Annotated in this window: 18 protein-coding genes and 1 pseudogene; 6 read left to right on the top strand and 13 right to left on the bottom strand. The window is 42.9% G+C overall.

All coding sequences use genetic code 11. From position 1 onward, the window contains the following. Positions 1-45 precede the first annotated feature (45 nt). A complete protein-coding gene (locus tag L3V43_RS11960) occupies positions 46-243 on the top strand; it encodes a hypothetical protein (protein ID WP_010607165.1) in 198 nt (65 codons plus the stop codon). A 107-nt stretch (positions 244-350) separates the two neighbouring features. On the opposite strand, the gene L3V43_RS11965 is transcribed toward L3V43_RS11960, so the two are convergent. The 10 genes from L3V43_RS11965 to L3V43_RS12010 form a co-directional block, all read right to left on the bottom strand. Further along, positions 351-1241 (bottom strand): hypothetical protein, encoded by an 891-nt coding sequence (locus L3V43_RS11965; RefSeq protein WP_237116649.1) that lies wholly within the window; start codon positions 1239-1241, stop codon positions 351-353. After that, a complete protein-coding gene (locus L3V43_RS11970) occupies positions 1238-1810 on the bottom strand; it encodes a hypothetical protein (RefSeq protein ID WP_045962626.1) in 573 nt (190 codons plus the stop codon). The genes L3V43_RS11965 and L3V43_RS11970 overlap by 4 nt, the downstream gene beginning before the upstream one ends. Next, the gene (locus L3V43_RS11975; RefSeq protein ID WP_010607162.1) at positions 1803-2342 is read right to left on the bottom strand and encodes an RNA polymerase sigma factor; all 540 of its coding nucleotides are present in this window, start codon (positions 2340-2342) and stop codon (positions 1803-1805) included. The genes L3V43_RS11970 and L3V43_RS11975 overlap by 8 nt, the downstream gene beginning before the upstream one ends. Before the next feature lie 118 nt (positions 2343-2460). Continuing rightward, complete coding sequence (locus L3V43_RS11980) at positions 2461-3369, bottom strand: hydrogen peroxide-inducible genes activator (protein ID WP_010607161.1); 909 nt, start codon at positions 3367-3369, stop codon at positions 2461-2463. 108 nt (positions 3370-3477) lie between these two features. Beyond that, a complete protein-coding gene (locus L3V43_RS11985; RefSeq protein ID WP_010607160.1) occupies positions 3478-4746 on the bottom strand; it encodes an inorganic phosphate transporter in 1269 nt (422 codons plus the stop codon). Between the two features lie 36 nt (positions 4747-4782). After that, positions 4783-5460 (bottom strand): TIGR00153 family protein, encoded by a 678-nt coding sequence (locus L3V43_RS11990; protein ID WP_010607159.1) that lies wholly within the window; start codon positions 5458-5460, stop codon positions 4783-4785. 142 nt (positions 5461-5602) lie between these two features. Beyond that, positions 5603-6304: a phosphate signaling complex protein PhoU gene (gene phoU / locus L3V43_RS11995; RefSeq protein WP_010607158.1), complete on the bottom strand. Its 702-nt coding sequence runs from the start codon at positions 6302-6304 to the stop codon at positions 5603-5605. Between the two features lie 23 nt (positions 6305-6327). After that, positions 6328-7155 carry a phosphate ABC transporter ATP-binding protein PstB gene (gene pstB / locus L3V43_RS12000; protein ID WP_010607157.1) on the bottom strand — a complete coding sequence of 276 codons (828 nt, stop codon included), beginning with the start codon at positions 7153-7155 and terminating at the stop codon, positions 6328-6330. A 27-nt stretch (positions 7156-7182) separates the two neighbouring features. After that, the gene (gene pstA / locus L3V43_RS12005) at positions 7183-8832 is read right to left on the bottom strand and encodes a phosphate ABC transporter permease PstA (RefSeq protein WP_237116648.1); all 1650 of its coding nucleotides are present in this window, start codon (positions 8830-8832) and stop codon (positions 7183-7185) included. A gap of 15 nt (positions 8833-8847) precedes the next feature. Then, positions 8848-11082 (bottom strand): ABC transporter permease subunit, encoded by a 2235-nt coding sequence (locus L3V43_RS12010; protein WP_102057570.1) that lies wholly within the window; start codon positions 11080-11082, stop codon positions 8848-8850. A gap of 305 nt (positions 11083-11387) precedes the next feature. On the opposite strand from L3V43_RS12010, the gene L3V43_RS12015 reads away from it, so the two are divergent. The 3 genes from L3V43_RS12015 (at position 11388) to L3V43_RS12025 (ending at position 15612) form a co-directional block, all read left to right on the top strand. Then, positions 11388-11894 (top strand): ACT domain-containing protein, encoded by a 507-nt coding sequence (locus L3V43_RS12015; RefSeq protein ID WP_010607154.1) that lies wholly within the window; start codon positions 11388-11390, stop codon positions 11892-11894. A gap of 119 nt (positions 11895-12013) precedes the next feature. Beyond that, the gene (ppk1, locus tag L3V43_RS12020) at positions 12014-14110 is read left to right on the top strand and encodes a polyphosphate kinase 1 (protein ID WP_235368009.1); all 2097 of its coding nucleotides are present in this window, start codon (positions 12014-12016) and stop codon (positions 14108-14110) included. A 17-nt stretch (positions 14111-14127) separates the two neighbouring features. After that, complete coding sequence (locus tag L3V43_RS12025) at positions 14128-15612, top strand: exopolyphosphatase (protein ID WP_237116647.1); 1485 nt, start codon at positions 14128-14130, stop codon at positions 15610-15612. Between the two features lie 114 nt (positions 15613-15726). Here L3V43_RS12025 and L3V43_RS12030 read toward each other — a convergent pair whose 3' ends face one another. Further along, positions 15727-17004 (bottom strand): HDOD domain-containing protein, encoded by a 1278-nt coding sequence (locus L3V43_RS12030; protein ID WP_029215901.1) that lies wholly within the window; start codon positions 17002-17004, stop codon positions 15727-15729. A 209-nt stretch (positions 17005-17213) separates the two neighbouring features. Between L3V43_RS12030 and L3V43_RS12035 the strand changes: the two genes are divergently transcribed. Both L3V43_RS12035 and L3V43_RS12040 read left to right on the top strand, forming a co-directional pair. Continuing rightward, positions 17214-17951, top strand: coding sequence for a transporter substrate-binding domain-containing protein (locus tag L3V43_RS12035; RefSeq protein WP_010607150.1), 738 nt, complete (start codon positions 17214-17216; stop codon positions 17949-17951). Between the two features lie 107 nt (positions 17952-18058). Further along, complete coding sequence (locus L3V43_RS12040) at positions 18059-18628, top strand: alkylphosphonate utilization protein (protein WP_010374208.1); 570 nt, start codon at positions 18059-18061, stop codon at positions 18626-18628. Between the two features lie 7 nt (positions 18629-18635). On the opposite strand, the pseudogene L3V43_RS12045 reads toward L3V43_RS12040, so the two are convergent. After that, positions 18636-18826 (bottom strand): annotated as a pseudogene (locus L3V43_RS12045) (hypothetical protein). Positions 18827-19210: 384 nt separating this feature from the next. Then, on the bottom strand, positions 19211-20053 hold the full coding sequence (gene rlmJ / locus L3V43_RS12050; protein WP_102057574.1) for a 23S rRNA (adenine(2030)-N(6))-methyltransferase RlmJ: 843 nt from the start codon (positions 20051-20053) through the stop codon (positions 19211-19213). Positions 20054-20282 lie beyond the last annotated feature (229 nt).

Below are 20282 nucleotides of genomic sequence, written 5' to 3' on the forward strand. Positions count from 1 at the left end.
CAAAGGATTGAGTTACATCTTGCTATGGACTTCAAGGGGTAAATTATGCTGTCATTATCACTGTTTTTACTACTTGCAAACTTGCTCATTGCTTATCAATGTTACCGCTATGCCAACACAAAAGGATACCCGGTAAAATTGTTCACAGGGCTCGGTTTGCTACCCTACTTTAATCTAGTGGTTTGGGTTTACTTACTCTTTTTACCAAATTTAACTACTGCAAAAAACATCGAGCAGGCTTAATAGCTCCTTTTTAAAACAAAACAGCATGCAGCCATGCTGTTTTTTGTGTTGTCATTTTCTTGCCCCCAAGTTCGAAGAAGGCGCTTTTTATCCCAAAATTAGGCTAACTAAAAGCGATAGCTAGTTACTATCTCAGCAAGCCGCTTAGCCGTTTTCTCACCTTTTACACATTGCTGCACCAAGGATTTTGGATAAACAAACACCTGTTTATTGTTTGGGTTGCTGAGTTCATTGTAAATAAAGCTTATATGCTCATCTCTAGGTAAACTTCTTAAACCTGCACCATAGTCACATAAACTTCGGGCTAAGCTGGTTACTAGCATTTTTTCAAGCGCCTGCTGCTTTTCTGCTTTCTCTTTCGCTCGTTTGACCCGAGAAGCTTCAAGACTTGCTTTCAGCTTATCCTTAAGGTCTTTTAATTCCGAATCCTTAAGTGAAAGCTTTTCTATGCGTTTCTCAACTTCTCTCAATGACTCCGTAAATTCTTTTACTTGATCATCACTTTCGTGCCTTTTCGCAAACTCCAGCTCCGCTTTTTCGCGTTCAAGTTCCCTCAATTGAATTCTATTCTCTCTTTCTTGCTCTACGGCTTCGCGGACCTTCTCGGCTCCTGCTCTCACTTTCTCAGCTGCATCCGAATAAGCTTGAGAAAAAGCTTCAGCTATCGGCTGTGAAATCTCAATCTCCGCGATGTCCATATCAAATTCCGGCAGTTCAAACTCCCCTATTGCAGCCACATCATCGAGATTATCGATATGAGAGATCCACTCTAAACGGTGCCGGCGTTTTAATGCCAGTTCAAACACAACTCCCTGATCTTTTAAATAATAGCCAGAAACACTACGAACTTGATCTTGTGTATCATGCTGTAGTGCACTCATTAATACCCGCTCAAAAATAGCAACCTCACGCTTTAGCGCTTCATCAACAACTTGGGCCTGAGCAAAGCTTGTAGCAATGGCTGCGACAGCGCCAAAACAAAGTGGAATTAACTTCATGGTTTACCTCGATACTGTGCTAAATTTTGTGTCGGTGTTTGCTCTACTTGCTCTGCCAATTCATTCAATTGCAGCCTAAGTAGGGCTTGATCTTGCGCTCTTTGTGCTTGGATCAGATCAACGAGATTATTCATTGCCAAACTGCGCTCTTTACGATTTTGTTCAACCACTTGCGTTGCTAACTTGGCAAGCGTAGCTTGATCTATTGGCTTAGTCTCATCAAGTTTTGCAAGCATGGCCTGCATAGCGCTTTGCTGCTGTGCCAGTTGTGTTTGTTGAGCACTCAACTGTTGATGTAAGCCTAAGTTCTGTAGCCAAAGTCCTGACACACCAAGCCCAACGACCAGCCAAGCTGCGACGGCAGCCACTGGCCAAGCGCGAGTTTGATGCTGCAAAGTGAGCTGTGGGGGTGGCGCCTGCTCTTCGAAGCTAGCAGCTCGCTGTTGCCAAGTAATAGCAGCACTCATCATTTCTCGATATTCACTATCTGCCTGAAGTTCGGCCAACTCTGCCTCAGACAGCACTTTGCCATCTAACCACTGCTCAAATAAGTGTGCTAATTTAGCCATGATTTTGCACCTCTAGTTGCCCTTTCATCTTACCTAACGCACTGTATAGCCTAGCCTTCACCGTATTACTTGATAACTCAAGCTGCAGCGCAATTTCATCAAAGGTGTAATGCTGGAAAAACTTTAGCTCCACGACAATGCGCTGCTCAAATGGTAGTTGTTTCAGCGCGATATATATCTCTTCATTACTTTGTTGTTGCGCTATTTTGCTGTCAGGTCCGTGTTGCGGCGTCTCAGGTTCTTTACCTTCAATCGATTCAAACTTATGTTTTCGCATGTGATCCACTATCCTTGCATGGGTGATTTTAAATACCCAAGTCGAGAACTTAGCATCACCATTAAAGGTATGCAGATTTCGATACATACTTAAAAATACATCTTGAGCTATATCTAGCGCGTCTTGCGGGTTACCAACCAGCCTCAAGCATTGGTTATACACACGGCTATGATGCTGGGCGCAAAGCTTTGACCATGCTCTTTGATTACCTTGCAGTGCTCTTTTTATTAATTGTTTTTCGCTATTAAAAAACACGCAGTTCACTCATCCAATCTTCTCACTAACTATTAATCGTAGCGGCTGCAAAAAAAGTTGTTCAGACGGGAAAGTTTTTTGAAAAAAAAAAGCACCGAGGGGGTGCTTCTTATCATTACTATGGCTGACATTGGCCGCTGATGTAGCCACCAACAAAGTCGCTAAACAGTCTAAAATCTCTGATCCGCCCCGTAGTACGACGCCAAATTAAGCCAATCTCACGATATGCATGATCTTGTGGTGGCATAGCCACTAAAGGTTTCCCTTCCAAAATCCCTGCATTGATCGCCATTTGAGGTAAAAACGTTACGCCATTTTTATATTCCACCATACTTAATAAAGTATGTAGGTTTGCCGCCTCAAATGGATTAATGCACGCGCTACGGTTTAAGTGGCAAGCGCTAAGAGCATGTCCCGTCATACAGTGCTCTTTTTCGAGTAAAAATACACTTTGCTCAGGTAACAGGTTAAAGTCCTCAATCGGCTCTGGTACGCTGTACTCGGTATGGCGAACCAAGCTAAAGTGATCTTTTGCGAGCACTTGAGTATGAAACTTATCGGTTCTATATGGCAGCGCTAACATGGCCATATCAATATGGCCATGTTCTAATTTGTCCAGTAAGTTATCACTGGTATCTTCAACCAGTACCAAATTAAGTGCTGCAAACTCCTTTTTACACGCCTGATAAAGTGGCGCAGCAATAAAACTCGCAATGGTGGGAATGATCCCTAACGTCAACTTACCAGATAATGGATTTTTATAGCTTTTAGTCAGCTCTTTAACGCTCATGGTGTCGTCGATAATTTTCCGCGCTCGTTCAACCACTTCCTCACCAATATCGGTAAACATTAGGCTGCGATTTTCGCGTTCAATTAGCTGACATCCCAATGTCTCTTCAAGGTTTTGTATCGCGCTACTTAGCGTCGATTGGCCGATAAAGCATGCTTCCGCTGCACGACCAAAATGTTGGTGCTGATGCACCGCAAGCAGGTATTGTAGTTGTTTGATACTAGGTAAATTCGTCACAAGCTTTACTCTTAATTTTCAACAGCACAAATAAAAAGACCCCAACACCAAAGGTGTTGAGATCTTTTCAAGCTAAAAGTCTGTCTTTTTGAAAAGTGCGGTTTATTTTTATACGCCGAACACTAATCTCAAAATATAGAATATAACAATAGCAAGGGCAGCACCAACTGGCAATGTAATTACCCAAGAAACTACGATGTTACGAATAACACCCATGTTTAATGCCGCAATACCACGTGCCATACCCACACCCAATACCGCACCAACTAAGGTTTGAGTTGTAGAGATTGGTAGGCCTGTGCCTGATGCGATTACGACTGTTGAAGCAGCTGCAAGCTCTGCTGCGAAGCCACGGCTAGGAGTAAGATGCGTGATGCCTTCACCGATAGTCTTGATAACTTTCTTACCAAGGATCGCAAGACCCGCAACAATACCTAAACCACCTAGCGGTAAGATCCACCAAGCGAGTGCCGCTTTCTTAGCAATTTCACCGTCGTTTTCAACAATGTTTACCACTGCAGCTAATGGACCAATTGCGTTAGCAACGTCATTCGAACCATGCGCGAATGCCATACAACATGCTGTTAGTACCATAAGGATAGCGAATACTTTTTCAACATTGTTGAACTGCATTTGCTTGTCTGCATTAGGATCCATTTTCAGCTTAGAAATCGCAATCTTACCGATAATAGCAATGATAATAGCGATACCGATAGCAAGCGCAAAACCTTCGAATGTGCCAAGCTTGATACCAATATGCTTAAGACCTTTTTTGATTGTAACCAAAGACATAACAAAGCCCGCTAGACCCATGTAAATAGGCACAAAGCGTTTGGCGTTTTCTAGTGGCTTATTGGTATCAAAAATGAGCTTTTGGGCACTCATAAAGATGAGGTAAGCAATAAAGCCAGAGATGGCAGGGGTGACAATCCAGCTCCCAACAATGCCAGCAACTTTGCCCCATTGGATTGCTTCGCTGCCCACAGCTACTAGCGCAAAACCAATGATTGCACCTATGATTGAGTGCGTCGTAGATACCGGCCAACCTAGCATTGAAGCCATTAATAACCATGCGCCTGCAGCAAAAAGCGCGGAGATCATTCCTAATATCATCAGTTCAGGAATATCAATGAAAGGGGTTGAATCTATAATCCCTTTTCGGATCGTTGATGTTACCTCACCACCTGCAAGATAAGCACCAGCGAATTCAAAGATCATAGCAATGATAATTGCTTGTTTGATGGTAAGTGCTTTTGAACCTACCGAAGTACCCATAGCATTCGCAACATCGTTTGCGCCAATACCATAAGCCATAAAGAAACCAACTGCTGCGGCAATTAAAACCAATACTGTGCCGTAGGATGCAATGATATCCATAAGAAACCTTACTTTATTTTAAAAGATCGATTTTTATTAACGAGCTAACATCAGCTCAAGACGTGAACCAACGCGCTCTGCGATATCTGCAAGCCCACCGACCCATTCGATGATCTTGTATAAAAACATCGCATCAATTGGGTTAAGCTCGCTTTCAACAGCGCGTAACTCTCGACGAATTTTAATTTGCATATCGTCGGTATCTTGCTCGATGGCATCGAGCTCAACTAGCATTTTTTCAACTAAAGTGACTTCACGGCCTCTAAAGCCTGTCTCAAGCAGTTCATCAAACTCATTAATCGCTTCTGATGCTTGTTTAGTTGCGTCCACACAACGAGTGACGTAAGCAAGAAAATCTTTTTGAATGGATTCAGGGATGACCATTTCACGACCGATAACGCGACCTGCGATATCTTTCGCTTTGTTGGCTATCTTATCTTGGTGGGTGATAAGTTCCAGTAAGTCAGTCCGTTCTACTGGCATGAATAAACCACGAGGCAAATGTAAACGTACTTCACGTTTTAGTTCATCTGCTTCACGCTCTAGGTTGCGGATTTCAATGCGAATTGCATCCGCTTCTGTCCACTCCCCTTTGAAGACATGGTTAAAAAATGGGATCAAAGCCGCACTGGCTTGATGGACTATTTTTATATGCTCTTCAATTGGCTTAATAGGAGATTTAGCAAATACCCCTAAAAACGCGTTACTAGGCATAACTGACCCTTAAATCATATTTGTATGCATGTGCAAAGTGTAATTTTACAGCATTGAGCGCTGTTGTGAACGGTTTTATTGCAAGTTTAGATGAACTTACTATGAAATTGCGCGCCGAAAGCGCGCAACTAATTGATAAGCATCACAAGGTTTTTGCGATATCTTCTTGAGATGTATGACGAATATCTTTGCCATTTACGAAATAAATCACATATTCCGCAATATTCTGACATCGATCGCCAATCCGCTCTAGTGAGCGCACAGACCAAATTAAATCCATAATTTTTGGAATAGAGCGTGGATCTTCCATCATATAGGTCATAATTTGACGTGTTACTGCTTCATATTCACGATCCACTTTAGCATCGGCTTTATGCACTTCAAATGCCTTTTGCGCGTCCATCCGGGCAAACGCATCGAGCACATCATGCAGCATTTGTGACACTTGGCGACCCATATTGTCAATATTCACCAATAGATCTTGCTGATCTTTGGTAAACGAATCCAATGCAACTTTAGCAATACGCTCCGCTTCGTCTCCGATACGTTCAAGATCTGCAATCGTTTTTGCGATGGCAACAACCAAACGCAAGTCACTGGCTGCAGGCTGCCTTTTCGCGATGATACGTGTACATTCTTCGTCAATATTCACTTCCATCGCATTGACTTTGTAGTCGTTCTGACTGACTTTTTTCGCTTTTTCAGCATCATTGTGATTAACCGCATCAAGCGCAGTGTTTAATTGCTGCTCTACTAATCCACCCATACTGAGTACGTGGTTTCTCACGTTTTCTAGCTCTTCATTAAAGCGGCCAGAAATGTGCTTATTAATATTGTGTTCCATTATATTCTCCTCGCAAGCTCGCCTTAACCGTAACGACCTGTAATATAGTCTTCTGTTTTCTTCTTAGACGGCGTGGTGAATAAGGTATTGGTATCTGCATACTCAATTAACTCACCCATGTACATAAACGCAGTTTGATCAGATACACGCGCAGCTTGTTGCATGTTATGTGTAACGATAACTACAGTATACTTGTTTTTCAGGTCGTTAATGAGTTCTTCGATAACCAATGTTGAAATCGGATCGAGTGCTGATGTTGGTTCATCAAGTAACAATACTTCTGGTTCAATCGCGATAGAGCGAGCAATCACCAAACGCTGCTGCTGACCACCAGATAAACCAAATGCGCTGTCGTGAAGTCGGTCTTTTACTTCATCCCAAAGTGCGGCGCCACGGAGTGACTTTTCAACCACTTCGTCTAACTTGCGCTTATCTTTGATACCTTGCAGACGCAGACCATAAACCACATTCTCATAAATAGACTTAGGAAAAGGGTTTGGTCTTTGGAATACCATACCTACGTTACGGCGCAGTGCCGCAACATCTACGCTCTTGTCATAAATGTTCTGTCCTTGAAGGTTGATTTCTCCTTCAATACGACAGCTATCAACAAGGTCGTTCATACGGTTAATACAACGCAGTAACGTTGACTTACCACAACCTGATGGACCGATAAACGCGGTTACCTGCCCTTTTGGGATCAACATATTAACGTTGCTAAGGGCTTGTTTATCACCATAGTAAAGATCTAGGTTTTTGATCTCTAGTGCGGTGAGTTCTGGACTTAAGTTTGCTAAATCAAGCTTGTTATTGCCGTTTGCTTGATTGACTTCTGGCGCTACTGTAATCATGTTTTTACCTATTAAAAATCTTTACTATTAATGCTCTAACGATCTGAATTTTTCGCGTAAGTGGTTACGAATACCAATCGCTGTGATATTCAGTGCAATAATCACCGTAACCAGTAGGAACGCGGTTGCATAAACCAAAGGTCTAGCAGCTTCAACATTCGGGCTTTGGAAGCCAACATCATAAATATGGAACCCTAAGTGCATAAACTTACGATCCAAGTGAATATAGGGGAAGTTTCCGTCTAGTGGTAGTGTAGGTGCCATCTTTACTACGCCAACCAACATCAGAGGAGCTACCTCACCCGCTGCACGCGCAACAGCAAGAATAAGACCAGTCATAATTGCCGGACTTGCCATTGGTACAATGATCCGCCATAGGGTTTCAGCTTGAGTCGCACCAAGCGCAAGTGAACCATGACGCACTGAGCTTGGGATCCGAGACAGACCTTCTTCCGTGGATACAATAACCACAGGCAAAGTAAGGATAGCAAGTGTAAGTGCAGACCAAATCACACCCGGTGTACCAAATACAGGACTTGGCGCAGCCTCAGGGTAGAAAAGTTCGTCAATTGACCCACCTAGCATATAAACGAAGAATCCTAAGCCAAACACCCCATATACAATGGATGGAACACCTGCAAGGTTGATCACCGCGATGCGGATCATCTTAGTCACAGCGTTCTTTGCTGCATATTCATGAAGATAAATTGCGGCAATAACACCGAATGGGGTCACGATCACCGCCATCAGCATAACCATAAATACCGTACCAAAGATTGCAGGGAATACCCCACCTTCGGTATTTGCTTCACGCGGGTCATCGCTCACAAACTTGCTGATTTGCACTAAGTAGTGACCCACTTTGGCAAAAAAGCCCATGTCATTTGGAAACCAAACGTCCAACACTTGGTACAGCGGCAAAGTCACTTCTTCACCACGCATATCACGCACTACAACTTGGTCACGCTTTGCTTGCTTCCTTAGCTCAAATAAACGTTTTTCGAAGACTTTGTAATCTTCACGTAGCTCAGCACGGCGTGCATTTAACTCTGCTAACTTTTCCTCTGTCAGGTCATTATCGAGTTGATACGACTTTTCTTTTAAACGTAGACGTTCAAGCTCATAGTTAATGTGCCCGATTTCGCTATTTTGTAGATCAAGCGCCTCGTCATTAAGGTCAACGGCACGCTCAACAAGCTCATGTAACCTTTCTATCGGCTGGTCAGTTACTACTTTACCGTCTTCTAAAACGCGAGCAACATAACCATAGAAATTACCATTTTTACTACGCTCAAATACCGCTAATTCCGCTGGCGTAAACTGGCTTTTGATGTCTGTTGATAACACCCAACGGAAATCAAGTTCTACGTATTCACGGTTACCCGTTTTAATGAGTAAACGCTCGATTTGCTCGCTGTTGTAGCCTGAAAGGTCGAATCCAGCCGCTTCAAGGCGAGACTTTGGTACCATCTCACGATCGTATATTTCACCAATAACAGTCTGCTTAGCAACAGAACCGTCGAGATGCATTTCTACAACTTCTGATGGCCAAAAGAAGCTCAGTCCTTTCCACGCTATCATCGCAAGTAGTCCAATTACTGAAATCAAACTAATACTGACCGCGCCACCTGTCATCCAGATCCACGGAGAACCTGACTTAAACCACTGTTTTACCATGTCATGTCACTCCAATTACATTGAGCTGTACTTTTCACGCAGCTGCTGGCGAACAAACTCAGCAACGGTGTTAAATACGAAAGTAAAAATAAACAATACAAAGGCAGCTAGGAACAGGATGCGATAGTGAGAGCTGCCAACTTCAGACTCCGGCATTTCCACCGCAATGTTTGCAGCAAGCGTACGCATACCTTGGAAGATACTCCAGTCCATGATTGGCGTGTTACCGGTTGCCATCAATACAATCATCGTTTCCCCTACGGCGCGACCAAGACCCATCATTACCGCAGAGAAGATACCAGGACTTGCTGTTAGTAATACAACACGAACCAAAGTCTGCCACTGCGTGGCACCGAGTGCTAATGAGCCATTAGAAAGGTGCTTAGGTACGCTAAATACCGCGTCTTCTGCAATAGAAAAGATTGTAGGAATAACCGCAAAACCCATCGCGATACCCACGACTAGCGAGTTACGCTGGTCAAATGTTAGACCTAACTCATTGGTTAGATACTGACGCACATTACCGCCAAACAACCAAGACTCAATACCAGCGCTCATGGCAAATGAAATCCAGCCTACGATAAGCACAACAGGGATCAGCAAGATTGAATGCCAACCTTCAGGCACAACGTGTCTCACTTTTGCAGGTAGCTTAGTCCAACCAAATGCCGTTGCTATCATCGCGATTGGCAATAGCACCAATAAAGCAACCACGGCAGGTAGATGCGTTTCAATTAAAGGAGCAAGCCAAAGGCCCGCCAAGAAGCCCAAGATAACCGTTGGTAGTGCTTCCATTATCTCGACTGTTGGTTTCACCACACGGCGTAATTCACTCGACATGAAATAGGCGGTGTAGATTGCTGACGCTAATGCAATAGGAACAGCAAACAACATGGCATAAAGCGCCGCTTTAATGGTACCAAATGAAATAGGCACTAATGAGAATTTCGACTCAAAGTCATCACTCGCAGAGGTTGATTGCCAAGTGTAAGCAGGCTCAGGATACCCTTCGTACCACACTTCTTGCCACAAAGCAGACCAAGTTACTTCCGGGTGTTCATTGTGTAGTTCTACCACCGTTAACGTATCATCGGCGAGTAACAAAGCCGCATTAGCACGTGGTGCTACCGCAAACTTTTGTACAGCTTTATCTGTGATTTTACCTTGCCATAAGTGCGCTTCACTGGTGGTGTAATATAGACCTAATTGACCATTTTCATTAGTCGTGAAGAAAGTACGACGATAATATTCACTAAATAGTTTGACCTGTTTGCTCTTTGGCGTCTCAAAAGAGCGGATTTTAGCAAACTGGCGTCCATCATCGGTATTGACTTCAAACCACTGTGAAACCTCACCGTTGTCGTTAGCAAGCATTAATGAGTTGGCGCCCGCTAGTAGGTTCATATCAACCAAGTTGGCATTTTCTTCATTTGCAGCAAGCAACTGGAATAACTCAACTTCAGAAGCATAGCGAGAATCAAAGACGTAAACTTGATTTGCTGAGCGAACAAATGTGCGCGACGTGTCTGGAGAAATAAGTAACTCATCAACGCGACCATCAATATCTAGCTCGGTACGCTCAACCGCCCATTCAACCTCTCCAGTAAACATGTTTTCTTCTGCAACAAAGGAGGCAAAAATCACACGTTTATCCGCAGTCTGTGCAACAACAGCGGTTTTGTCTTCGAAGTGACTAAAGGCGAATTTACGAATTGCTTGCCCTTGTTCATCAACAATCAGTTGCTTCGCATTAAGTGGATAACTTAAGCGAGGAGTTAAGACACGTTGATTTCCCGGAAAGCTTACCGTGAACATCGGCTTCACCAGTTGTACCTGACCGTTATCCAGACCAAATGCATATTGCCCTAAGAAAGGCGCACTTTCTGCAAATGCTGTAATATTACCGTCAAGTTCAACATCCAATGTATCTAGTAATTTACCGGCGCTTTCACCTTTGATCTGGTAATAATCTACCGAACCTCTGCTGCCGAGTAAGTACGCAATTTCCGTTTGTTCTTCTACCCCTACACCTAAATATGTTTTGTCTTGTGTAAGCTGAATATCCATACGCTTCTCAACCTTTGCCGATTCAAAGATTGGTTGAACAACATATAGTAAGTAGAAGAAGATAAGTAAAAGTGCGACTAATACCATTACTCCACCAGAAGTAATGCCAAATTGTGCAAACCTGTCTTTAAAGAGACGGCTTCTATCCGTTTTAAAGGATGGCTTTTGCGGATTTGAAGTCATCAATATACCCTTTGGTTTAAAAATTGGGGGCATTATATTTCATCAAGATGACAGTTGTGTTACACCCGAGACACAATTGCACTTTCTTCAATCGGTCTTGGCCTTCAAATTCATTATAAAAATAATGGAACTAATCGGCTCAAAAAGTGCTCTGATTGTTAGCCTAGAGTAAATACAAAAATTCCGTTGCATTTCTTTACATTAAGTGTTTTTAGACACTGGACAAAGTAAGTTTTTAGACTAGTCTAAATCATGCGCCGAATTCGTTTTTTCGCCCACGGGCGCCACAAAAAAAGAGACATGATATGAAGCAGTTAATATTAACACTTATAGGTAAGGACCGACCGGGTCTCGTTGAGGAAATCTCTTCCACTATTCTTTCTAACCATGGCAACTGGTTAACCAGTAACTTAAGCCATCTTGCCGGACAATTCGCGGGCATCGTACAGGTTGAAGTTGCAGAAGAACATTTGCAAGAAATACAAGATGCATTGCATAAGTTGCCTGGTTTAGACGTTAGCGTTGAATCAGGCGAAAGCTTGCAAGTGCAGGATGAGCCAGACACATTAAATTTAATCATTACAGGCAACGATAGACCGGGAATTGTGCAAGAGCTTGCTACGGTTATTCGTCACAAAGGCGCAAACATCACGCACCTAACCTCAAAACAACGTAGTGCTCCAAACTGGGGGCTGCCTATTTTCAGCGCTTTCGCAACCGTGACTTTACCTGCAGGCACGGTCAAGGAAAACGTAATTGAAGCACTCGAGTCAATCACCAGTGATTTGATCGTGGACATAGAAGAAAGCTAAAACCTTCACTATACTCATGATAGTTACATGACAAACACGACAGGCGCGTTGTGTTTGTCATAATTATGTCACACACCCTGCTTAAGCTGTAAAAATAAGCTGTACCTATGGAAAGAACCATGCAGGCCGTATCTCCAGAGCATAAAACTATCACGTACTTTGCCAAAGAATTAAGCTGGCTCTCTTTTAACGAACGTGTTTTACAAGAAGCCAAGGACCCAACCAACCCGATCATTGAACGGATCCGGTTTCTTGGTATATTTTCCAACAACTTAGACGAGTTTTTCCAAGTACGAGTTGCAGATGTAAAACGCCGTATCTTATTAAATAACCTTCCTGAAACGAATTTCGACGAAGACGAAGCACTGCTCGCCGACATTCAGAAGAAAGTGTTGGAACTAGGTAAAAAGTTTAATGCTATTTATGACCAGATCCTCATCGACTTAAATGAGCATCACATTCATATTAAGCAACCGGATGCGCTATCGGATTTCCATAAGAATTGGCTAGCCAACTATTTTAAAGACCAAGTACTACCTCACCTATTGCCAATGATGATTAACGAAAGTAAGGACTATTCAGACAATATCAATGACACCATGACCCACCTTTTTGTGGAGCTAAATGGTGAAAAGCAGCATCACGCTTTTTTGGAAGTCCCTACTGATCGCCTGAATCGTTTTGTCCAACTGCCGCCAGAAAAAACTCGTCGGCATAAAACGATTGTGTTGCTCGATGACGTTATTCGATTTTTTATAGCCGATGTGTTTAAGAGCTTCTTCAAATTTGAACGCATTGACGCCTATTCGATGAAACTCACTCGTGACGCTGAATACAACTTAGATGATGAGCTTGAAGAAGGCGTGTTAGATACCATGTCTAAAGGTCTCAAACAGCGCTTATATGCCGAACCAGTGCGCTTGGTATATGAAGAATCTATGCCGGAAGAAATGATCAAGCTGATGAAAAAGCGCTTGGGAGTGACAGGTCAAGATGCCATGATCCCAGGCGGTAGATATCGCAATTTTCGAGATTTTATTTCTTTTCCAAATGTTGGTCGCGGCTATCTAGAAAACAAGCCCCTGCCGCCGCTTAAAAGTGCAGCCTTTTCAAAATATAGCAGCGTCTTTCGCGCAATTTCAGTTCAAGATATCTTACTGTACTACCCCTACCATACCTTTAATCACATGCTGGAATATATCCGCCAAGCGGCGTTTGACCCCAGAGTGACGCAAATCAAGGTCAACATTTATCGTGTGGCAAAGCAATCTCGATTGATCGCTTCATTGATCAATGCAGCAAAAAATGGCAAAAAAGTCACCGTGATGGTTGAATTGAAAGCCCGCTTCGATGAGCAAAATAATATTGAGTGGGCAAAACTCATGAGTGAATACGGTATTAAGGTCATGATTGGCATACCAGCGCTTAAGGTCCATAGTAAGCTTTGTGTGGTTCACCGTAGAGAAAAAGGCAAAATCGTCAAATATGCACACATAGGAACGGGTAACTTCCACGAAAAAACGGCTCGGATTTATACTGATTTCAGTCTGTTTACCAAACACCCCGATATTACGGAAGAATGCGATAGCGTGTTTCGCTTTATTGAGAGTAGTTATCTACCGTTTAAATTCGAACACCTGATGATTTCCCCCATCAATGCACGCAGTAGAATTGTAGAGTTGATCGATGAAGAGATAACTCATGCAGAGCAAGGGAGAACAGGAAAAGTAACAATTAAAATCAATAATTTAGTTGACAAGCAGCTCGTTGATAAACTTTACGAAGCATCACGTAAAGGCGTCAAGATCCGCCTCATTGTGCGAGGTATGTGTGCCCTTGTACCAGGCCTTGCACAGTTTAGCGATAATATAAAGATCATTAGTATCGTCGATCGTTTCTTAGAACACCCGCGAGTGATGATTTTCGATAATAACGGCGACCCCAAGGTGTATATTTCGTCAGCAGACTGGATGACCCGTAACCTCGACCACCGAGTTGAAGTAGGCACGCCTATTTATGCCGAGCATTTGAAGAAACTAATTATCGATATTATTGAACTGCAGTTTAAAGATCGCACCAAAGCCAGAATTATTGACGCCGAACAGAAGAATCTGTACGTTCGCCGAGGTAACCGTAAAAAAATTCGCTCTCAGATCGCGATTTATGACCATTTAAAAAAATGGGAGTTACACCAATTAAATGAAGCGAAAGAATAACCGTTGAGGAAGAATATATGCGCGACTACCCTTCTATTGCCGCAGTGGACATAGGTTCAAATAGTTTTCACCTTGTTGTAGCAAGAGAAGTAGATGGTCGCCTTCAACTCCTCCATAAAGAAAAGCAGCGTGTGTACTTGGCCGCGGGCCTTGATGATGATTTTAATTTAAGTGACGACGCGATCGCCCGAGCATTAGATACACTCTCGCAATTTGCGACGACACTACATGATTTTCCGAAAGAGTCCGTGCAAGTAGTAGCAACCTATACGCTGCGAAATTGCAAAAACCTTAATTATTTTCTCGCGAAGGCAAAACAAGTTTTTCCATATCCAATCAATGTGATTTCAGGTCAAGAAGAAGCTCGTCTTATTTACCAAGGGGTCGCCAACCATGAACATGATAGTCATAACCGTTTGGTTATCGACATCGGTGGAGGCAGCACAGAGTTGGTCATTGGTCAGCACCTTACACACAAACTGTTAAGTAGTCGCAATGTGGGCTGCGTAACCATGCAAAAAGCCTACTTTGCTGATGGTAAATTATCTGCAAAACGATTCAAAAAGGCAGAAATAAAAGCAGAACAACAAATTGAAAGTATTACCGCGAGCTACTTAAGACTCGGCTGGAATACCGTTATCGGTACTTCTGGTACCATTAAAGCGATTGCAGCCATGGTTCACGAGCTCACTCAAGCCGATGAAATTACCCTCCCTATTTTGGAGCAAATTAAGCAGTTATTTATTGATGCAGGACACATAGACAACGTCTCCTTAAAAGCACTACCAGAGGAGCGAAAAACCAGTATTGCTGGCGGCCTTGCTGTATTGATAGCACTGTTTAGACAGTTAGGACTCGAGCGCATGCGCCTTAGTGAATATGCATTGCGAGAAGGTTTATTGTTTGAAATGCATCAAACCGACGAGTTTGATATTCGAACTCGCACAATTAACACGTTCAGCGATCACTATAATATTGATAAACAACACGCCGAAAATATTTGTGAAACCATCAAACTTTTTACCACTCAACTAAAAGAGCAATGGCAACTATCCTCTTATGATGTCGAAATGTTATGTTGGGCAGCAAAACTCCACGAAGTTGGGCTTGCCATTAACTCTTCTGGCATGCATAAACACGGTGCTTATATTGTCAGGCACAGTCAACTTCCAGGCTTTACTCAAGCCCAGCAATTAAGGCTAAGTGCACTTGTACGCTTTTATCGAAAAAAGATAAAAATGCCAGAGTTAACAGAGTTAATCGAAGAAGAGCTAATCCACTTCAACCGTATTTTGGCTGTGTTTCGTCTCAGCGTTTTAGTGAACCAAAAACGTCAACAAGACCAACTTCCAGAGCTCAGCATCACGGCTGTTGATAACGCCTTGATACTTCACATAGCAACTGAGTGGCTCGAATCACATTCACTGTTTCAAGCAGATTTAGAGCAAGAACAAAACTACTTAAAAACAATAGGTATTCAATTTAACCTGAGCTTTGGATAAGTATGCTGGCTATTGGAAGGGAATTCGACGTCGTTAGAACTGAAACAGGTTGCTAGAAAGGCGCTAATTATCCACAGCTCAGGTTACTTACCTTCTCACATTGACAGGTGAGAACTACTGTTCATCACCTGCCACAATAGAGAGGATTTCATCTGCGTAAGCTCGACTAGAAAGCGCCATATCATAGAGATAATTGGTCGGTGTAGCAGGTCGAATGGCTTGTAAAATAAGCTCTGCTTCTCGCCAGTCATTGCGCTCAATTTCGAATGCTAAACGTAGCGCTCCACCAAGCAACCCTTGATAACTCAGTAACGCGCTGGAAAGCGAATCATCGAGAGAAAATTCTGCTGCTATCACTGCAAGATCAACATCAAGTATCACGTCAAGGATGGACATAAGACCAAGCAAATAGCCGGTTTCAGCCATTTCTTCGCCCCCTGGCATCAAAAATGTTTCCACAAACTTGGCACGAGTTAACCCCATTCTTGTCAGCTCACTGGGTTTATCTGAACCCAATTCGCTCAACGCGAGTACTTTAACAAACTGCCTAATTGCGTCTTCACCTAAATACACTACGGCCTGAGAGATAGACTTAATTTCTAACCTGTCTTCACCGGCTTTCGCGTTCGCCAGTTTTAGCAGTCGTGCGGTTAAACTCAGATCTTTACTTACTCTAGTTTGTATTTCTTTGAAGCATAAAGACTTTCTTGCTGTTGCTTGTAGCAGCTGAAACACCACCATTTTCGACGGTTCCACGTTGCCATGGTTGAGCATTTCAGGCTTGGCGAAAAAGAAACCTTGGAAAAAGTCAGCTCCAGATGACTTGATGATCTCGAACTCTTCTTTTGATTCGATACGCTCAACAATCACCTTAATATCTGGATACTGACGCTTGAGCTTTTTTACCGTCATATTGGTTTTTATAATTGGCTGCTCAACCTCTATTTTGACGAATTCCATGAGTGGTAACAACGGATCCCACTTTGACGTGCCATCGTAGTCATCTAGCGCAAAGCGGTAGCCTTTCTCTGTTAACTTAGTCACCGTATTCACCAGTGAAGGAATATTTTTAGAGCGCTCAACGATTTCCACCACAATTTTCTGTGGCGCTAATAAGCTAGGTAATTCCTGCAGCAAGGATTCGTCGGATAGGTTTATAAAGGCAAGCTGTCCCGCGGCCAAACGGTCTACGCCGATAAACATTAAGGAGTTAAAAAACATTCGCCCAGTCGCTTGCCCATCGCTCACCCCTACAGGGAAAGCATTGTTATCTGAGTCTCTGTAAAGCAACTCATAGGCAAAGACTTCTTGATCTGGCCGCAAAATGGCCTGTCGTGCAATATACTGCACTGCTGATTTACGTACTTCAGTCACCGGACCACTCATTAACATTCGTATCCTTTATTAGGTAAAAGGAAACCACGTATCATGGAGCGTATAATATGGTAACGCCCCGAGCAATAAAAAAGTTTCGCTATTTTACAACACTTATAACCAAAAGTTACCAACTTATTAAACTAAGTCCTTATAAAGAGTAGGCTTTTAATTCACAGAACGCCAGCGGCTTGCCTGTCTAAGAAAAGTTAAGCTAAGATGAGTGCATGAAGCAAGTTTTGATCGTCTGGTTATTCGCCTTTGCCGGTTTGACTAAGGCAGAACAAGTCCCCTACTTAAAATACAGTTTAAGTGGCTCGGGAAGCTTTTACCCTTATTTTACTCACAGTGAAGATGCGCCCGGGATCCTACCCGAAATGGTGGAAGCCATTTTGGTAAAGGCAAATATCAAAGGCGATAACTTACTTCTCCCTGCTAAACGTACTAACTTTTATTTAGAAAAGCAGCAAATTGATTTTGATATTATCAGCCCAGATTGGTTGAACGAACAGCAAAAGCAAGATGATAGATTTATCTATTCAGACCCCATTCTACCTATTAAAGAGTACGTTGTTACCCGTCAGTCTCAACCTCCAGTACTAACCTTAGCGGGTATCGAAGTTGGCACAGTGAGAGGCTACTACTACCATGATGACCAATTATTCGAGCGAGTTGATTTCGCATCCGAAAAGGAACTACTTCAGGCCTTAAACTTACGGCGGATTGAGTATATTATCATTGGTGATTTACCCGCATTATATTGGTCAGAACAACTTGGTATTACTTTTAGCTTCAACCAGCTACATTCAGAAGGGATGTTGCAGCTACGCCTGTTAGCTAAGCATCAAGGATTACTTAAGCGGATAAATCAAGCTATCACACAACTTAAACACTCTGGTGAAATTGAAAAAATAGAACAGCAGTATATTTCACAACTGCCTATGCACGCAAAAGGTGGCAGATAACCACTGCTCTGGATATAGATCAAGTTATACGCATAAATTCTTCCCATAAATTGAGCATCAATTGACGCATTTGGTATAATGGCGCTTTTACAGCTTGGGAAATCATTATGACTATCGCTGCCGCGCTTGCTGAGCGCAGTAACAATCAATGTGAGCTATGTACCTCAACGGATGGTCTCGAAGTATACGAAGTACCACCAGTCGCCGAGGCGCATTCTGACAAATGTGTTTATCTTTGTAGCCAGTGCAAACCACAGGTTGAAGGTCAGCAGGATTTAGAAGCCAACCATTGGCACTGTTTAAACGATAGTATGTGGAGCCAAGTTCCTGCCGTTCAGGTTGTTGCCTACCGTATGCTTAAACGCCTCGCGCCAGATAATGGTTGGGCTCAAGATGCATTAGACATGCTGTATCTAGAAGATGAGACTCGAGCATGGGCAGATCAAGCACTTGCAGAGGATGACGACCTTGTTCACCTAGACAGTAACGGGGTGAAACTGAGTGCTGGTGACACAGTGACTTTAATTAAAGACTTGGATGTTAAAGGTAGTAGCCTAGTTGCAAAACGCGGCACTGCGGTACGTAACATTCGCCTCTCGCCTTCAAACCCAGAGCATATTGAAGGTCGTGTAGAAGGTCAAAACATCGTTATTTTAACGAAGTTTGTTAAGAAATAACTAGGCCCTAAGATAAACTGCTAAGTCTCTTCAAGACCTTATCGACTAGGGCCTGTTGATCTTTGCTGTTTGATTTTTGTTCTCCTGAGTGTGTTTTGGTCGCGACGCTCGACTTTTGCCTAGTAATCTAGGCAAAAGTTGAGCAACAATGAACAAAGCGCACTCAGGTGAACCCAAAGGGCAGCGCTTGATTAGCATTTCTACTGTGTTCTCGCCTGACTCACATAGAATAACTATGCTACGCAGGCTCTGCCTTGTACAAATTCCAATCAAACTGCTGCAAAAACAAACTTGAAAGGTAAACAGGCCCTAGATAACCTGAGCTGCGGATAATTAATGCCTTTCTAGCAGCCAGTTTTAGCGCTAACTGCGTTGAATTCACTTCCAATAGCCAGCTATTGGTGCGTAAATTCGCCTTGCCTACAGGATGTAGGTACCTTAGCGAGAGCAGGACGCGGAAGCGGTGTTTTCCCTAAAACTCTCTGGCTAGAAAAGGAAAAAACTAAGCTGTTCTTTAGAAACAATGAGTTGGAACATTCCTTATCCAAACCTCAGGTTAGATAGCTTAGCAGTTTATTTTTACTATTCTTCTACTAATTGAATGCTGCGGTAAAACGCACCATCATCCTCAGCCAATAACGAAACCAGCTCAGGCAACACTTTATCCATGATTTTCTTTAAGGTCCAAGGCGGATTGATCACCATCATGCCAGAAGCCGTCATGCCTCGTTCTTGTGTATCTGCGCGGGTGGCAAGTTCAAACACTTGAATATTACGCACTCCAGATTCAATCAGGCTCGACTCCATTGCATCAATGCGTTCACGGTCAACAACGGGATACCAGATCATATAGACGCCGGAATCAAACTTTTTGTGCGCTTTTATGATGCTTTTGACCGCAACATCATAATCGGATTTGATCTCATAAGGAGGATCCATTAGCACGCAGGCTCTGCGTGAAGCTGGAGGCACCAATCCTAATAGCCCTTTAAAACCGTCACTCCCAGTGACGCGCAGTGACTTTTTATGTGCCGTATTTTGCTTTAACAGCTCAAGATCTTTTGGATGTAGCTCAAAAAACCAACCGTTATCCTGACGACGTAAGAAGTGCTCCGCTACCTTAGGAGAACCGGGATAATGGCTTAATTTATCGCCTTCGTTAAATGATTTGATTAATGCAACATAATCGCTAATTGCCGACACGGATCCAGAATAATCCCACAGCTTAGCGATGCCTTGCAGATACTCCTGAGTTTTTTGTGCATCACTACTCGCTAGCTCAAAAAAACCAGCGCCAGAGTGCGTATCCACGTAATCGTACGGCTTATCTTTTTTAGCCATGTATGACAAAGCTTCTGCCAATACTAAATGTTTGATCACATCGGCAGGGTTTCCTGCATGAAAAGAATGTCGGTAACTGAGCATAACCCCGCCTTGATAAAAATAATAACAACACAGGTGAAATAAACCTGAGCTAAATTTGAGCAATGATTCATCAATTTTTAACTTTAGACTGAATCACTTCTGAACAAAATATTCCAATATCGGCATTATCTCTTAAAAGTTGAGAAAAATCAGCAGAAAGTCGCGTAAACACTAGCATCCTTAGCCGCTTTGTTTTACATTTGCATGACAAATCACAGTCATATGAGCG

The sequence above is a fragment of the Pseudoalteromonas sp. L23 genome, from assembly GCF_021728455.1.
Classification (GTDB): domain Bacteria; phylum Pseudomonadota; class Gammaproteobacteria; order Enterobacterales; family Alteromonadaceae; genus Pseudoalteromonas.

Coding starts and splice junctions, on each gene's coding strand:
- phoU (WP_010607158.1), bottom strand. CDS start 6,304: ATGGAACACAATATTAATAAGCACATTTCTGGCCGCTTTAATGAAGAG.
- L3V43_RS11985 (WP_010607160.1), bottom strand. CDS start 4,746: ATGGATATCATTGCATCCTACGGCACAGTATTGGTTTTAATTGCCGCA.
- ppk1 (WP_235368009.1), top strand. CDS start 12,014: ATGCAGGCCGTATCTCCAGAGCATAAAACTATCACGTACTTTGCCAAA.
- L3V43_RS11990 (WP_010607159.1), bottom strand. CDS start 5,460: ATGCCTAGTAACGCGTTTTTAGGGGTATTTGCTAAATCTCCTATTAAG.
- pstA (WP_237116648.1), bottom strand. CDS start 8,832: ATGGTAAAACAGTGGTTTAAGTCAGGTTCTCCGTGGATCTGGATGACA.
- rlmJ (WP_102057574.1), bottom strand. CDS start 20,053: ATGCTCAGTTACCGACATTCTTTTCATGCAGGAAACCCTGCCGATGTG.
- L3V43_RS11965 (WP_237116649.1), bottom strand. CDS start 1,241: ATGAAGTTAATTCCACTTTGTTTTGGCGCTGTCGCAGCCATTGCTACA.
- L3V43_RS12025 (WP_237116647.1), top strand. CDS start 14,128: ATGCGCGACTACCCTTCTATTGCCGCAGTGGACATAGGTTCAAATAGT.
- L3V43_RS11960 (WP_010607165.1), top strand. CDS start 46: ATGCTGTCATTATCACTGTTTTTACTACTTGCAAACTTGCTCATTGCT.
- L3V43_RS12040 (WP_010374208.1), top strand. CDS start 18,059: ATGACTATCGCTGCCGCGCTTGCTGAGCGCAGTAACAATCAATGTGAG.
- L3V43_RS12035 (WP_010607150.1), top strand. CDS start 17,214: ATGAAGCAAGTTTTGATCGTCTGGTTATTCGCCTTTGCCGGTTTGACT.
- L3V43_RS12015 (WP_010607154.1), top strand. CDS start 11,388: ATGAAGCAGTTAATATTAACACTTATAGGTAAGGACCGACCGGGTCTC.
- pstB (WP_010607157.1), bottom strand. CDS start 7,155: ATGATTACAGTAGCGCCAGAAGTCAATCAAGCAAACGGCAATAACAAG.
- L3V43_RS12010 (WP_102057570.1), bottom strand. CDS start 11,082: ATGACTTCAAATCCGCAAAAGCCATCCTTTAAAACGGATAGAAGCCGT.
- L3V43_RS11970 (WP_045962626.1), bottom strand. CDS start 1,810: ATGGCTAAATTAGCACACTTATTTGAGCAGTGGTTAGATGGCAAAGTG.
- L3V43_RS12030 (WP_029215901.1), bottom strand. CDS start 17,004: ATGTTAATGAGTGGTCCGGTGACTGAAGTACGTAAATCAGCAGTGCAG.